10 protein-coding genes are annotated in these 15569 nt (G+C 40.2%); 1 reads left to right on the forward strand and 9 read right to left on the reverse strand.

Features of this window, described 5'->3' with window-relative positions; genetic code table 11:
• Nucleotides 1–5: 5 nt before the first annotated feature.
• The 4 genes from OQ267_RS10150 to OQ267_RS10165 all read right to left on the reverse strand — a co-directional run bounded on the left by OQ267_RS10150 (nucleotide 6) and on the right by OQ267_RS10165 (nucleotide 6989).
• Complete coding sequence (locus OQ267_RS10150; RefSeq protein WP_265835789.1) at nucleotides 6–1376, reverse strand: RagB/SusD family nutrient uptake outer membrane protein; 1371 nt, start codon at nucleotides 1374–1376, stop codon at nucleotides 6–8.
• A 5-nt stretch (nucleotides 1377–1381) separates the two neighbouring features.
• On the reverse strand, nucleotides 1382–4984 hold the full coding sequence (locus OQ267_RS10155) for a SusC/RagA family TonB-linked outer membrane protein (protein WP_265835790.1): 3603 nt from the start codon (nucleotides 4982–4984) through the stop codon (nucleotides 1382–1384).
• A gap of 139 nt (nucleotides 4985–5123) precedes the next feature.
• Nucleotides 5124–6311, reverse strand: coding sequence for a FecR family protein (locus OQ267_RS10160; RefSeq protein WP_265835791.1), 1188 nt, complete (start codon nucleotides 6309–6311; stop codon nucleotides 5124–5126).
• A 99-nt stretch (nucleotides 6312–6410) separates the two neighbouring features.
• The gene (locus tag OQ267_RS10165; RefSeq protein ID WP_088300668.1) at nucleotides 6411–6989 is read right to left on the reverse strand and encodes an RNA polymerase sigma factor; all 579 of its coding nucleotides are present in this window, start codon (nucleotides 6987–6989) and stop codon (nucleotides 6411–6413) included.
• Nucleotides 6990–7782: 793 nt separating this feature from the next.
• Here OQ267_RS10165 and OQ267_RS10170 point away from each other — a divergent pair.
• Nucleotides 7783–8157, forward strand: coding sequence for a chorismate mutase (locus tag OQ267_RS10170; RefSeq protein WP_265817292.1), 375 nt, complete (start codon nucleotides 7783–7785; stop codon nucleotides 8155–8157).
• Between the two features lie 80 nt (nucleotides 8158–8237).
• Here the strand turns inward: OQ267_RS10170 and OQ267_RS10175 are convergent, their stop codons facing one another.
• From OQ267_RS10175 to OQ267_RS10195, 5 genes are all read right to left on the reverse strand, one after another.
• Complete coding sequence (locus tag OQ267_RS10175; protein WP_265835792.1) at nucleotides 8238–10685, reverse strand: DUF4982 domain-containing protein; 2448 nt, start codon at nucleotides 10683–10685, stop codon at nucleotides 8238–8240.
• Between the two features lie 51 nt (nucleotides 10686–10736).
• Nucleotides 10737–12095: a hypothetical protein gene (locus tag OQ267_RS10180; protein ID WP_265835793.1), complete on the reverse strand. Its 1359-nt coding sequence runs from the start codon at nucleotides 12093–12095 to the stop codon at nucleotides 10737–10739.
• Between the two features lie 120 nt (nucleotides 12096–12215).
• A complete protein-coding gene (locus tag OQ267_RS10185) occupies nucleotides 12216–13280 on the reverse strand; it encodes a hypothetical protein (RefSeq protein WP_265835794.1) in 1065 nt (354 codons plus the stop codon).
• A 95-nt stretch (nucleotides 13281–13375) separates the two neighbouring features.
• Nucleotides 13376–14431: a glycoside hydrolase family 53 protein gene (locus tag OQ267_RS10190; protein ID WP_265835795.1), complete on the reverse strand. Its 1056-nt coding sequence runs from the start codon at nucleotides 14429–14431 to the stop codon at nucleotides 13376–13378.
• 7 nt (nucleotides 14432–14438) lie between these two features.
• Nucleotides 14439–15554, reverse strand: a complete 1116-nt coding sequence (locus tag OQ267_RS10195) for a SusE domain-containing protein (protein ID WP_265835796.1) — start codon at nucleotides 15552–15554, stop codon at nucleotides 14439–14441.
• Nucleotides 15555–15569: the final 15 nt, after the last annotated feature.

Below are 15569 nucleotides of genomic sequence, written 5' to 3' on the forward strand. Positions count from 1 at the left end.
ATTTTCTATCTAGGGTTTTGTTGCAATTCGGGGTTCAGAAGAATGTATTTATCTCCGACAGGATATAAGTAAAGGTTGCTATTGGGTTGTAAAGTATAATTAACCCCCTTGAAACTGCGATTCTTTGTTATCGCGAAATCGTTATCAAGATTCAGACGTTTCTGGTCAAACCAGCGCATCCCTGTTCCAAAAAATTCCCTTCTTTTTTCTTCAACAACGATACGAAGCGCATCACCGGCACTTGCCGCTGTTAATGGAACATAATTAGCCGTTGTAAAGCGCTTAATTCTCAAATTATTGACCAAACTCATTGCATCTGCAGTTTTTCCAGCCCTGGCTAAACATTCTGCTTTAATCAGCATCATTTCAGGCACAGTAGGGCCATTGTTGATTACAAATTCATTAATCAGGTATTTGGTGGATGCCCTTCCGGTAAAGGAGGTGCTAAACTGATTGCCAAACTTGCTTCTAACATCTGAAAACAACTTATAGCGCAAGTCTGTCGTTCCTAAGGAAGTCAGTAAGTCACTACTTAGGGAAGTAGCAGGGTAAACTACATTTGAAATCTTGGAAAACAGGATTTCAGGATTCAATAGCCTAATAGGAATGGCTACAGGTGTATTTTCGTAGGTTTTTAAGTCGAGTAAGCCACTTTGCAATGCCAGGGCGCTATCCGCGTATAACGCTGCATTATTAAAATCGCGCATGTTGAGGTATGTTTTGGCAAATATGGCATAGCCTGATACTTTCGCCGGGCGTACATTATACGCTGCAACCGCGGGCAAACGACTTATTGATATTCTTAAATCATTTAATATCTGCTTATACACATCGGCAACAGAGGCTCTGTTGAGTTTAGCAAATAAATTTGGTGTGGTCAGCAGCGGAACGCCCAGGTCAGTTGATGCTGAGGCTGCATTATATTGCTTGCCGTATGTATTTACCAACACCAGATAAGTATATGCCCGGTGTACCAAAGCCTCTGCATAAATCTGCTGCTTTTCTGCTTCCGTCCCATCCTGAGATGCTAAAACACCGTCTAACACCTGGTTGCATACATAAATGGTTTTATATAGCTTGTCCCAATCGGCATCGCTTTGACTTTCTGAAGTATACTTTGGTGCCCAGGTGTATACATTGCCTAAAATATCGCCAAGTGCGTTTTGCCTTGTTGCATCTGTTATTTCTATATCATCACCTGAAAGAATCGGATAAGAATAGGTCGGTTCCAGAACACTATTATTATTCATGGTATTCCTGAAATCGGAAGTATATTTTAGTGTCCTGACTGAAAGCTGATCAATCTCCACATATTTTCTGCAGCTCGCCAAAGTAATTGCTAAGGCAAACAATATAATTGAATATCTATTTTTCATGTTGATTAAAGCGTTGCATTAATTCCAAAAACATAACTTGGCGTAGGTGTTACGCTACCAAAATTTCCTGTATTGATAAATTCTGGATCGATACCATCTTTATTTGCCCGCCAGACAATCCCCAGGTTTCGCACATTTGCCGATAGCGACAAAGATTTCACAAAGTTGCGGGGCAGGAAGCGCTGTGGAACGATATACGCTAGAGAAATCTGTTGTAAACGGATGTTATCTGCATTTCGAACCAAAGCATCTGAAAAACGGTAACGGTTAATGCTGTTAAAGTTCAAATCTGTCAATCCCGGAATAACATCAGGATTGGCTTCATCACCTGGTTTTCTCCAGCGATTATCCAGTTCTCCCTGACGACCAAGCACGCCTGAATATGTGCCTGCAAAATTTGGATAATTGGTCACGGCATTTTTTAAGAAAATATGGCCAAAATAACCTACAAATCTTACTCCTAACTCCAACTGACCATAGCTGAAGTTGTGGTTGAAACCGGCCGTATAAGGCGCAAAGCGTCTACCCACGTAAACTAAATCATCTTTGGTAAATGCATTGGTAAGATTGGTTGTATTGTTGATGATGTTGTTGTTGCGGTCATAAATCTGCGATTGACCTTTATTATCAAGTCCTGCCCAGCGATAAACATAGGTAGCTCCTAATGGCATGCCCTCAATTGTCGCTGCTGTCCCTGCGATACTACTGGCGTTATTGGCATATCGCTGATCAGTAACCTTATTGGTGTTATAGCCAAAATTCAATATCGACTTCCAGCTGAACTTGCCAGCCCTGATAATTTCACCGTTTAAAGTGAATTCATAACCACTGCCGTTTAAGGTGCCACTATTGAAATTAAGGTTCGACCATCCATATGTCGGGTTATAGGCAAAGTTCCCTAAAATGCCTGTTGTTCTTTTTAAATATACATCAAAGCTTCCATTTAATCTGCCCTTAAAAAATCCAAAATCAACTCCCAGGTTGGCCATTTTTGTGGTTTCCCAACCCAGATCAGAATTGGCAGGTAAATCGATATTGCCTACTGGCTGGTTGGTGCGTGGATCGGTACCTGTTATTGTTAATATAGGCACATTTGTGCCAGTCAGTGGTGCTACACCAGCCGTACCTAAAGTTGCACGAACGCTAAGTGCGTTCAGCCATTCTGTATTCTGTAAAAATTCTTCTTTGTTCGCATTCCACCTCAAACCAACTGACCAAAATGGTACGGCTCTTTTACGCCTGTCAACTCCCAGTAGCGTGGCATCGTCAAACCTTAAACTACCAGTAACAAAATATTTTTCCTCATAACTGTATGATGCATTACCATAATAGGATAAATACCTCTTACGGTAAGCAATTAGACTACTTAAATTAGCACCTAAAGACTGGCCATAACCATAAATATCCGGATATATTTGCGTAGGATTAACTGTTGCAGTTGTACGTGTATCTGCGTTAAATCCGTACCTGGTTTCAGATGTATTATCCGAATTGGTTTCTCTGATTTCGGCACCAGCAATGGCATTGAACTGGTGTTTACCGCCGATATTAAAGTCAGAGTTTAGCTGACCTCTTAGAGATGTTTCTGATGATGTGTTCCCATAGGTAATGTAGCGTCCACCCGCAAAAGATGGTGGAACTGCCCGGCCATTAACAAGCGGGGTAAAGTTATTTGTAAGCAGTCTGCCTGCATAACTATTTGCATCATCCAGTGTATAGGAGCTACCAAACTGCCGCTGATTAGATATGGAAACATCAGCATTTAGCCATTTCGCAATTTTACCATTTAAACCTGCACTCATCCTGAGTACATTATTTTTAGCAATAGAATTTGAATAATTTAACTCATCCAATGTATTGTAAGTAAATGGCAGATAACCCTGGCCTACCAATTTGTTTGCGTAAGCATCGGTAATGATAATATTTCTGCCAATACTATTGCCATTTGCATCCTGCAATAAATCATAAGGACGGAGCGCTGTAGTACTTACCGAAAGTGCATTTACTGCAGCCTGGTTAAACTGGGACCTGGAATACTGGTAATTAAACAATGCCCTCAAGGTTACTTTTTTATTAAAAAAATCGGTTGAGGTATTGGCATTTACAAAAGCATTTTCGCCATAATTGCTTCTAAATATTGGAGTATCTTTGGTGTAATTTCCAGAAATATAATAGGTACTGCTTTCAGAACCGCCTGAATAAGAAAGATTATACTGATGATTAATAGCATTCTGAAGTAAATATTTTTCAATCTGCTTCATGCCATCTCTCGATGCAATTTCAGCCAGTGCGGCATCGCGCTGTGCCACAGTTGCTGTACCCCTTTTAACCCGGAACATCCATTCGGTAGCTTCACTGTTGTTGGGCGTGTAAATTTCATTCCCCTGCCCTGCTGTTAAAGGGTCTACAAGTATTCCTTTATCCACCATCTCCTGCTCCAAATTAATGTATTGCGCACTGGTCATCCAATGCAAATCTGCAATGGAAGGATTTTTTGATATGCCAAAAATATAACCAACGTTCAAGGACGGGGCAATCTTTTTTCCTTTCTTAGTTTCTATAACAATTACCCCGTTTGCTGCTCTTGAACCCCATATGGATGTAGCTGAAGCATCTTTAAGAAAGGTAATCTGCTCAATATCTGCCATATTAATGTTACTGATAATTGAGTTACCAAAGGTATTGCCGCTTACGGGTGAGGTTAAGGTTGCACGGTCGCTCGGATTCATTAAAGGAAATCCATCTACTACGATGAGCGGGATGCCGTTGCCGGCTCCATAATTATTTACACCGCGAATTTGTACAGCGTTGTTTTTAATGTCAAATTTAACACCCGCTACCTGCCCTTCCAGGCGTTCCAGAATATTTACAGCCGGGTTAGCTGCCAGTTCTTTACCGGTAATAACCGAATAGGCACCTGCGGCACGCTCCTTACTTATTTTCTGATATCCGTTTGAAACTACCGACACTTCCTCGAGCGCAGCTGAAGACTGTCGGAGTATGATGTAATAAGTAATGGTCTTCCGGTCAACGAAAATCTCCTCGCCCTTAAAGCCCAGATAATTAATTTGCAAGACATAACCATTGGCAGGCACATCATTAATCACCAAGTCTCCGTTTTTGTCGGTGGTATACACCTTATTGATTGTTTTGTTGTACACATTGGCTCCGGGAAGTGGTCTGCCCGAAGAATCCCTTACCGAAACCTTTACATCAACGGCCTTTATAATATCAACCAGTTTATCCGTTACACTTTTTTCTTTAATTACAATGGTTTTGCCATCCAGCGAAAAAGTAAGGCCCTGGTTGTTTAATGATTTTTGAATAGCCTCGAATACGCTAACCTGGTTAACATTGATAGATACAGGCTTGGCATCCAGCACAATGCTGAGATCATAAATAATGTCGTAACTACTTTGCTTACGAATCTCTTTCAGGATGCGTTCCAGTGGTGCATTTTTTTCCACAATAGAAACTTTCTGCGCCTTGGTTGCTGCGCTCAGTTGCATAAAAGCAATCATTAAGATCATGGCTGTAAGTCGCATAACAAGCAGCAGTTTGCTGAGCTGCCTGTGGAGCAACCCGAGTGAAGTAAAATTTTTATACATTTGTTTGTTTGGTTTAGCACCATGCTTACGTTTCGAAGGCTTTGCATGATGTGGTTAATAGTTGATAATTATTATCAGCATCCAAATTTCTTCCAGAGGTGCCGCCAAGCACTTCTGGTTTTTTTTAGATACCGGATGATTATTTGGAAACGGTGATCCTCCTTCCTTCTAATTTAAAATGAACTTTTCCGGTTAATTGAATATGGTTCAATACTTCAGATATATTAGTTGCTCTCGACATCCATCCGCCCAGCATGAGCTGTTTTGGTGCAGATTCGTCATAAAATACTTCTACATCATACCACCTGGCTATCTTACGCATCGCACTTTGTAAGTCCTCCCTAAAAATAAACTCGCCGTTTTTCCATGCCACCGCTTCCTCTGTATCCGCATTCCGCAACTGCATTTTCCCCTTGTAAACCTCAGCTTGTTGTCCGGGTTTCATTAAGGCAGTCTGGCCTTCCACTCCTTCAATCCGCACACTTCCCTGAAGCAGGGTCGTTTTTATTGCAGGCTCATCCAAATAAGCATTAATGTTAAAATGTGTACCCAAAACCTGAACACTTTCATATTCAGCATTATTTTTTTTCACTGAAACGGAAAATGGTAATCTGCCACTTTTGCCTTCTATGTGTTTGATTTCAAAATAACCTTCTCCGGTAAGGGTAACGTTCCGCTCATTGGAAGCAAATTTAGTCGGATACGTTAATGACGAGCTTGCATTTAACCAAACGGTTGATCCATCAGGTAAAACGATCTTGTATTGCCCCCCGGCAGGCGTTGAAACGGTATTAAGACCTGAATGACCTTTCGCATCGGCTGTTACATTATAAATTAACTGACCATCTGCTGTTTTAATAATTTCTAAACCATTCTCCTTAATCATCTGGCCATTAACCATTTGAGCAAGATCTATTTTTCTTCCATTTGACAATGTTAACAGGGCAATATTTTTACCCGGAGCAATGTCTTTTTCTTTAGCAACTACAAAGTGATCCTGATCTTCATGGCTATTTTTAGTTAAAATAACGGCCAAACCCATCATTACAAGCAATGATGCTGCAATTCCAAGCTTAGTGAAGGTTGATAATGATGCGATAAAGGATCTTTTTTCTTTTCCTTTGAAAGCACTTTGATCTAATTCAATGTTTTGGTTGATTTTTGTCCAAATGTTGTTTCCAATCTCCGGGTAATTAATTTCTATTTCCTGATCTGCTGCTGCTTCAGCATTTTGCAAATACCAGGTCTCCAGTCGTGCGCTTTCCTGAGCGGATAACTTATTGCTCAGGTAATCACTGACGGGTTGACTTTTGCTATTATTATTCATGCGCTATCATAGGTGGTATATTAGCATGACAGGCAGCTCTACACAATGTTGTATGCCGTATTAAAAAAAAGTTATTTTTTTGTTATTTTTTTGAGGAGATTATAAAAAGGCAATAAAAATGCCGAGGTGATTTCCAAATTTAGTTCTTAAGGTGGAAATGGCTTTATTCATTTGGGTTTTCACGGTGAGTTCGGAAATATCCATTTTTTCGGCTATTTCTTTATAAGAAAGGTTATGCTTGCGTTTTAATTCGAATACTTCACGCATTCTGGACGGAAGTTTCTGAATTTCAGATTCAATGAGATGGGCTAAAATATTTTCCCTCACCCTGTGGTCTGCTATTTCATATCCTTCTTTCATAAAACTTCGGATCTCAGCCAGGTAATTATCCTTTACCGTACTTCTGCTGAAAATATTTAATATACCATTTCTTGTGGCAGCATACAGATAGGCTCCAATGGATATATTTTCATCCAGTTGATTCGCTATTTTCCATAATTTCACAAAAACATCCTGAACAACATCTTCACTCTCGTCGTGATTTTTCAACATTTTTAAGGCATGCCGGTATAGTATGGGCCAATAGCGATTGTAAATTTCTGCAAAAGCATCCTTATCAGCGGTTTTAATCATCGCTAACAACTTTTCATCAGTAATTGAAGCGTAAAAAGCAGGCATTTGCGAAATAGAATTTATTTGGAAAAATCAGGAATATATTATTTGAACTCTAAATATAGGGAATAATTTTATTCTCATTCCTCATTTCTGGCGTTAGTCATGTCAAAAAAGACGCCGATAGCAGTTATTTTAAACAAATAACCGCTAAATACTGCAGAAATTATCATTTATAAAAAAGCGACCTCCATCGACTGATCAAAATAAATGCAAATTGTATGATTAATTTTACTTAAATTTCAAATATCTGTCATCAAAACAAAACCTTTATTTTCACACTATTGTTCCTCAATAAAGATCGCAATCATAAGATCAAATGAGAATTTTAGTTATTTTAGTTTTAATCTTTTCACAAAAAACCGATGTTGTTAAACGATCGGCTGAATTAAAAACTAAAAATTATAACTTAAAAAATATAGAATTTATTGAAGCAGCGGTAACATTTAAACCGCCTTACCGGAATAAACGTGAATACTGAACTGAAAAGAAATCCTCTTTTCACCCTATAAGTTTCAGGGTTCTTACATTTAGGGCATTTATGCGAAACAGCAATCAATTTGTTTGGGGTTTATTGGAATAGAGAACTATTATGCAAACATACCATCTCGCTGGAACGTAAAATAAGAATATAGATATACTACTGATATAAGTAGATAAACAAATGAAAATTATCGTTAATGTTAAATCATTGCAAAGCCATTCTTTATTTAATATTAAAATGTATTATAATCTGCTTTCTAAAAAATAATAACTACAGTTTTAATATCAATTCTGTTTCAATTGACGTTAATGGGTTATGAAACTTCAAAAATTTTTATTCGTTACTTTATTAATCATTGGCAGCGATCGTCTGTTTGCACAATCAACTTCTCCATCCTCTACCATGAACCCATTGGAAAGTAATAGAAAGAAAATAGATTCCCTAGATCGGCAACTCATTGAGCTATTGGGTCAGCGCGAACTTGTAGTGAAGGAAATAGGGATTTATAAAGCAAAGAACCACATCCCACCCCTACAGGCCGCACGTTTTCAGCAGGTGCTGGAGAAAAATATAGCCGCAGGTAAAAAGCATGATTTATCGCCTGATTTTGTAACTGAAGTTTTCAATGCCATTCACAAAGAAAGTTTAAGAAAAGAAGAGGAAATAAAATCTGCCAATTCTGGTCAGTAAGCCATTAAGCTTTTTGATTGATGTTCAATAAATCCAGATTTTATTGAACATCAATTCATTTTTCAAGCAGCCTCTCTCATTTATTGTTTCTTTAGGGCAGCAATTTCTACAGATCCACTGATCAGTGACTTACCTTTCACTGTTAAGATCATATTGCCCGGCTTGCCTGTAGACTGTACCAGGATGACCAGTTTACCGCTAAACAGTTTCATGGTCGGTTGATCGAACATTTCCAATGAGGTGGCATCTCCATTACAAACCGCTTTGAATTTGCCTTCACCCTTCACTTCAAAATTCAATCTCTCGCTAGTGGTTGGACAAGGGTTTCCATTTTGATCCACTATTGTTGCGGTAACGAATGAGATATCTTTTCCATCAGCAACGATCTGTTTCCGGTCAGGATCAAGTACAATGCGGTAAGGTTTACCCGCGGTAGTTTTCGTTTCCTCTGCAACAGCCTTGCCATTTTGATCATAGGCTACCACTTTCAATGTACCTGGCTCGTATTTTACATCCATCCACATTAAACGGTAACGGTTTTGAGGCGTGGCCTTGTTCTTCTTTTGCACCCCTAAGCTTTTACCATTTAAAAAAAGCTCTGCGCTTTCATAATTTGTGTAAACAAAAACGGGTGTAGTTTGTCCTTCTCTGCCTTCCCAATTCCAGTGTGGAAGTAAGTGTAAGGTTGGCTTTCCTGTATTCCACCTGCTTCTGTATAGATAATAACGGTCTTTTGGAATCCCGGCTAAATCACACATACCAAAATAAGAACTTCGTGAAGGCCAGCTTTCATCATATGGTGTAGGCTCACCCAGGTAATCAAAACCGGTCCATACAAACTCACCAATTACCCAGGGCTTATCGTCCTGCATTACGAAGTCATCATCCGGCACGTTAGACCAATCACAACATTCCAGATCGTAAGATGAACTCTGGAAATCAGGATAAGTTTTATTCTTAGCTTTAACAACCGGGAATTTATAGATCCCTCTTGAACTTACCGTTGAAGCCGTTTCAGAACCCAATAACATGCCTTGAGGAAAAGCTTTATATGCTTCATCGTATAAATGCACCCTATAGTTTAAGCCCGGAATATCCAGCAAGGCACCAAAACCAGAAGCCATGGTGGCTTTTACCTGATCCATGCCTACCGTTACCGGACGTGTTGGATCTTCCCGGTGGAAAATTTCCTGTAACCATTTAGCCCTTTTCACACCCTCTGCGCCAAACTGATCCGGTACTTCATTGCCCGAACTCCACATGACAATGCAGGGATGATTTTTGGTGGCTTTAACTAAATTCACAACATCTTTTTCCGCATCCTGCTGGAAGAAGCGGTGATAACCATTTTCTACTTTTGGCTTGGCCCATTCATCAAAAGTTTCGGCCAGGAACATAAAACCAAGTTCATCACACAATTCCAGTTGCTCTAAAGATGGCATATTGTGCGAACTGCGAATGGCATCACAACCCATATCCTTTAAAATCAGCAGTTGTCTGCGCAATGCAGCAATATTAATGGCCGTGCCCAGCGGACCTAAATCATGGTGCAGGCAAACGCCCTTAAACTTCCGAACCTTTCCATTTAAACTGAAGCCAGTTCCGGCAAGGTAGCTGATTGATCTGACACCAAAACGGGTAGTTACTTCATCTAAAAGTTTGTTCCCATCATATAAGCTAGAAACAGCGGTATACAGATAAGGTGTTTCAGGGCTCCATAAATTTGGATGTAATACTTTAATATTTTGATCGGCTTCATTGCCAAAGTATGTTTTGGCCGTATCTGTAGCAACCAACTTTCCCTGACCATCTAAAATTCTGGTGATCAGTTTAGCCCCCGCAGCAGAAAGTTTGGTTTTGATGTTCACCTTGGCGAAATCCTTGCTTACTTCTGGTGTAGTAATGCTTACACCCCACTGTTCAATGTTTTCTTTATTTTTAGTAATCAATCGAACATTGCGGTACAAACCTGCACCAGGATACCACCTGGATGACTTTGGCTGATTACTCAGGTGAACCGCCAATACATTCTTTTGGCCGGCAAGTATGTGATCGGTAATATCCATATAAAAGTAGTTATAACCGTAATTCCATTCGCCCACTTTAACACCGTTTAAATACACTTTGGGTTCACTCATTGCCCCATCAAACTGCAAAATTACCTGCTTGTTTTTTGCACTGGCTGGCAGGCTAAATGTATTTCGGTACCAGGCTTCACCGATATAAGGCAATGCACCGGTGCGACCGGTTTTCTCACTCGGCTTTGATTCTCCATTTTGCACAATGGCCACCATTTGCTTATCAATTTCCTTATCAAAAGGCCCTTCTATTGCCCAGTCATGCGGAACGGTGACATTTCTCCAGGCCCTGTCATTAAAATCTTTTGCAAATGAGGCTTCATTTTTACCTTTAAAAAACTTCCATCCGTCGGTAAGCAGTTGTTCAGTTCTATTTTGTGCAAATGAAGTAAACGTAACAGTGAATAGGAAAAGGATAATCAGCGTGCTTTTTAAAGAATAAATTTTCATAAAGGATCAATGTAATGGAGTAAGGTATCAAGCTAAAATGAAGGTAATCACTTATTTAAAGTAAACGGATGATATGGTTAAGTTAACGGGTTGAATTTTGTCGCTGTAACCAAAAGTAACTTCCAGTTTTTCAATTCGGTTTAAATCAAACCCGGCGTTTATTGGCGATTGATAATATAAGGGCAGGAAACCAGGATATGGTCGTGGCAATAACAATTGCTGGTCTGCTTTCAACTGGTTTAACGGAATCTCTATTTCCCGGAAATCGTGGTCAGCTGAAATTTCTTTTGAAAAGAAATGTGCATCAGTATCAATCAAACCCACTTTTACTTTTGTGTTTTTAAGGTTCGATTTCATCCGGATCACCAATGTGCTCATGCCGGATAAGTCAGTCATTCTTCCCGACAGGTAATCGCCAATAAAACTTTGAAAACCCATCATCGCTGCCTTTTCAGGTGCATTCATTGAAAGCTTTAATTCCAGGTTTAGCGGATTTTCAGAGGAGGTAAATTCCATTTTATTATTCTTCCAATCCGGATTATAAATATTGATGTTATTCCGGTCTGATTCGGGATTGAAAACTTCCAGATGTGCATTTTTCGCCGCGACATAGGTTTGGTAACTTTCGGTTTCCGGCCTATCCCAAACATAAGGATTGCCCGGAACATTCCCTGGAAAAGTATGGTATTTTCCATTGGCCTGGTGAACCATAACCCGGTAATTTAATACTCCAGGCTTTAACATTTCGGCAGGAACAATTGCCGTGAAATGGTACGGATCTATTTTATTTAAGCCCATGCTTTTCCATTGGCCAGGCGCATTGTTCAATGCTATGTAAGCAGAATCTTTTTGATCAAGACCAAAAATTTCCATTTTAATTGCCAGATCTACATTTTCACTCGCGGTTTTTAAAGGTTGATGTTTCACAAAAACCCCCTTTAAACTGGCCTTTGGTGCAACGAAATCGCCAAGGACGATATTTTCATAGGCATCTTTAGCTTTCCATTGTGACTTCAGCCCTTTCTTTATGAGCAAATAACTTCCTGGCGAAATATTGAATCGACCAGTCTTTGTTTGAGCAGCATACTGATTACCAGCATTTAGGCCTTTAATTTCAAATGCTGCGCCCAAATCATCCAGTTTAACTTCCATCACTGAATTTTTCCAATCAATTTGTGTAACCGTTTTTTGAGGCGAAGCTTTTGCAAAAGGATCACTGACTGGAATGGCATCAGGCATCACTTCCAAACGCCAGATTCCTTTTGCCACCTGATCAATAAAATAAGCGCCATTGCCCTGGTATTGAACTACAGGAGAACTGCCTACTCCTGCAATATGTTTAATTTTTAGGCTGTTAACTGGTTTTGAAACAGTTGAATTGGTATAATAAAAAGCCTCTGCTGTATTCATTTCGCTGAGTGCCTTTTTGTAATCAAGTTTAAAAGCACCAAAACTGGTTTCACTATCGGATTTAAATAACCTTGGAAGCTGATGGAATGCTTTGGAGGCAATTAATAAGCTAATGGCTTTTTAAGGCGTGTAAGCCAGGTTTAAATAATGGGTTTGGTACTCGGTATTGGCATAGGCTGTAGCCATTGGATCATAGGCAAATTGTGTGGCCCATTGAAAACCAGCTGCCCTGAAACTTTTCGCCATGGCGGGATACATAATGGGGGTCATCACATCGCCTGCATCAAATTCATACACCACTTTTGCACGGTTGGCAAAGGCAGGAATGGTATCAAACGGAATTTTATACGCAGCTACATTCGGCAGGAAATTGCCTTTTAAGGTATGGCCTGCTACTAAACCGGTTGGGTACCATTGAAAACTATGTCCCTGCACATCGGCTTTAACAATGGCCGCCGCGTACTTAGGCGATTCGCTGATGTTGTAAAAAATGGGTTTGCTCCACCCGGTACTTTTAATGGCACTCACCATTCTGTTGATGTATTCTGTTGTGCGTTCAGGTGCGCCACTATGCTGGGGTTCATTGTTCACTTCAGTTGCCAGAATATCCGCATCTTGCTGATAGGTTAACCCCGTATATGGATTTTTATGCTTGAAGAACTGTTTCAGGTAGTTTTCCTGAGCCTTAAAAGCTGCTTCATTCATTAACGCATTGTGTTTACCGTATTTACTGGAGAAACTTCCGGTAGGCTCATCTTTTTCCGGGTATCCATTGCCCCAAAAAGCAATGGGTGTGACTAATGTTTTGATTTTTCTCTTTTTCAGTTCTGCCAGTAAAAAATCGAACAGGCGTAAATGTTCATTGTTTAGTAGGTTCCCCAATGAATCTGAAATTTCCGTATCCCATATATGTACCCTGAAGGCATCTAAACCTAAACGGGAGAAATGATAAACATCATCTTTAATGGCCTGTTCTGCACTAATTCCCGTTTTTAAGATAGCCCGATTGCCATAGGCAAAGGGCACTGTGTAATTGGTACCGAAAAAGGCAGCTTCCTGATGGTTTTTTTCCCAGCGGATCACCCCTTTCGCATCTACATAAATGCCTTGCTTATTTTGTGCCTGGCCAAAGCCGGACATTAAAATAAAGACCAGAATAAATAAATATTGTTTATTTAAAATCATGTAAGAAGTTTTTGATCAAATGTGTTTTTTGTCACCACTCCTTCCCTTTGGGTACCCGCTAAGAGGGAATGGTCACGACTTATACAGCTTGCAAATTAAGGCAAAAAGGCATCCATCGCAACGGTAGGTTTGCCCGAATCATCGAATGCGCCTAACTTGTAGCCATTCCAGCTGTTGTAAGCTTGTGGTTCCCAGTAAAAAACACCTAAGCCTTTATTATTGGCAAGCGATTTATTTTTCGCCATAATATCTTTAATAAAGTCTCTGCAAGCAGAAGCATCCGTAACCGGCATCCCCACTTCACAAATCATCACTTCAGAACCATAACGTGTAACCATATCATTCATATTGGCTAAACATTGGGTATTTTTTGCAGACCAATCTGCCGCAGTTGGGTAAAGCGACATGCCCACTACGTCCCACTTGGTACCATTGGCTTTTAGTCCGTCAAAAATCCACCTGAATAAACTATTATCATATCCATTGGCTATATGTACCACCACTTTAGAAGCTGGATCTACAGCCTTCACGCCTTCATAACCTGCCTGAATCAATTCCGCAAAATTTTTCATGCTTACAGATGCCTTTCCATCATTCCACAACATACCATCGTTGGTTTCATTACCTACCTGCACCCATTCCGGGATAATGTTCTCTGTTTTCAAAGCCGTTAAAACGGCAACAGTATGACTGCGAACGGAAGCTTTTAAGGTGGTGAAATCCTGATTGGCCCAGGCCGCTGGTTTGTTCTGCTGCGCAGGATCTGCCCACGTATCGCTATAATGAAAATCAATCAGCACACGCATATTCGCAGCCTTCGCCCGTTTTGCTTTGGCCAATACATCGGCGGTATTACAATATCCCGAAGCCGGATTAACCCAAACCCTTAAGCGGATGGTGTTAATACCTTTATCTTTTAGAATTTTAAACAAATCCTGTTGCACGCCGGCGCTGTTGAAAAACTTCCGCCCTACGGCTTCCATTTCGGTTACCCAGCTTACATCGGCACCTTTAGCATAGGTACCTACCGCATCAGCTTCAGGGTAAAATTGCGTTTCACCTTTAATGGTTTTCTTGCAACCAGCACCTGTTAAAATTATGATCACCACTAAAGTAAACCATTTGATGCTTTTTATATAATTTGCGAACATATTCATTTTATTTAATGGTATAAGTATAATTTCCGTCGCCCGCACTTAAATCTAAAGTAACAGTAAACACGCCGGTTTTGGTAACCGGGATATTGATTCCACCCCACACTGGTGCACCTGCAAAGACCAAATTGCCAGAGGCATCAACTTTGTAGCTAATGTCATAACCACCATTACAGGTAAATACAAATGATTTTCCGGCGGTTAGTGCTACGTTTGCGGCTTCCAGTTTTCCGGTTGTGGCATTGTAATTCAATGGTGTAGCAGAGGTACTCCAGCCATTATCATCTCCAGAGATGAAAAATTTAACCGGTGTATAAGTGATGGTTAAAGCTGCTACATCAGCATTAACTTTCATATATGCTGGTGAAGGTGAAAGGTATAAATTACCACTATTCAAGCTCATGGTTGTTGCCGTTCCGCCCCAGCCATATACTTTACTCGCATCCAGGGTTGATACCAGTTGAAAAGCATCACCACCATAACCATCTGCGTTGGGCAGGTTCAGGTAACCTTCGTATTTACTGTTAAATTTGGAAGATGCCAGTAAAAAACCATTGGTTCTAGTGGCTGGTGTTTTCCATGAATTGCCTCCTTTAACCAGCAATGCCGGATATTCTACAATGGCTTTGTAAGGGTTTACCGTCATGGTGATGGTGGAGTACACTGGTTTAATGGCAGAGGCTACCCCCGTATTTTGGTATACTTCTGCTTTTAACCTTACAGCGATTGTGCTGGAAGTACCTGTTGGCAATGTGAGTTGCACACCGCTTAATGCATTAAAATCAGCACCGGTATATGTTTTCTGTAAGGTGCCTGCAGGAATTTTCACCACCACTGCATTTGCCCAGGCATTGGTGCCACTGGTATCTGCAGGCAGATCAAATTCCAAAGAATAAGCCGTTACTATATTTGCCCCAAAATTTGCTGCATTAAAACTAAAGGTTACCACATTGGCTGCATCATTGGCAGGACTTAATACTACCGCAGCAGATGAAGTTTTAAATGCTAAAGCTGATGCTGATGGATTGACGACCACGTTATTACTTTCATCCTTTTTGCAACCCGGCATAAAAATGCTAAATAGCAGAAGGGTAAATAAGGAGTTGAATATTTTTTTCATTTTGCTGAAACGTTA

The sequence above is a fragment of the Pedobacter sp. MR22-3 genome (assembly GCF_026240075.1).
Classification (GTDB): domain Bacteria; phylum Bacteroidota; class Bacteroidia; order Sphingobacteriales; family Sphingobacteriaceae; genus Pedobacter.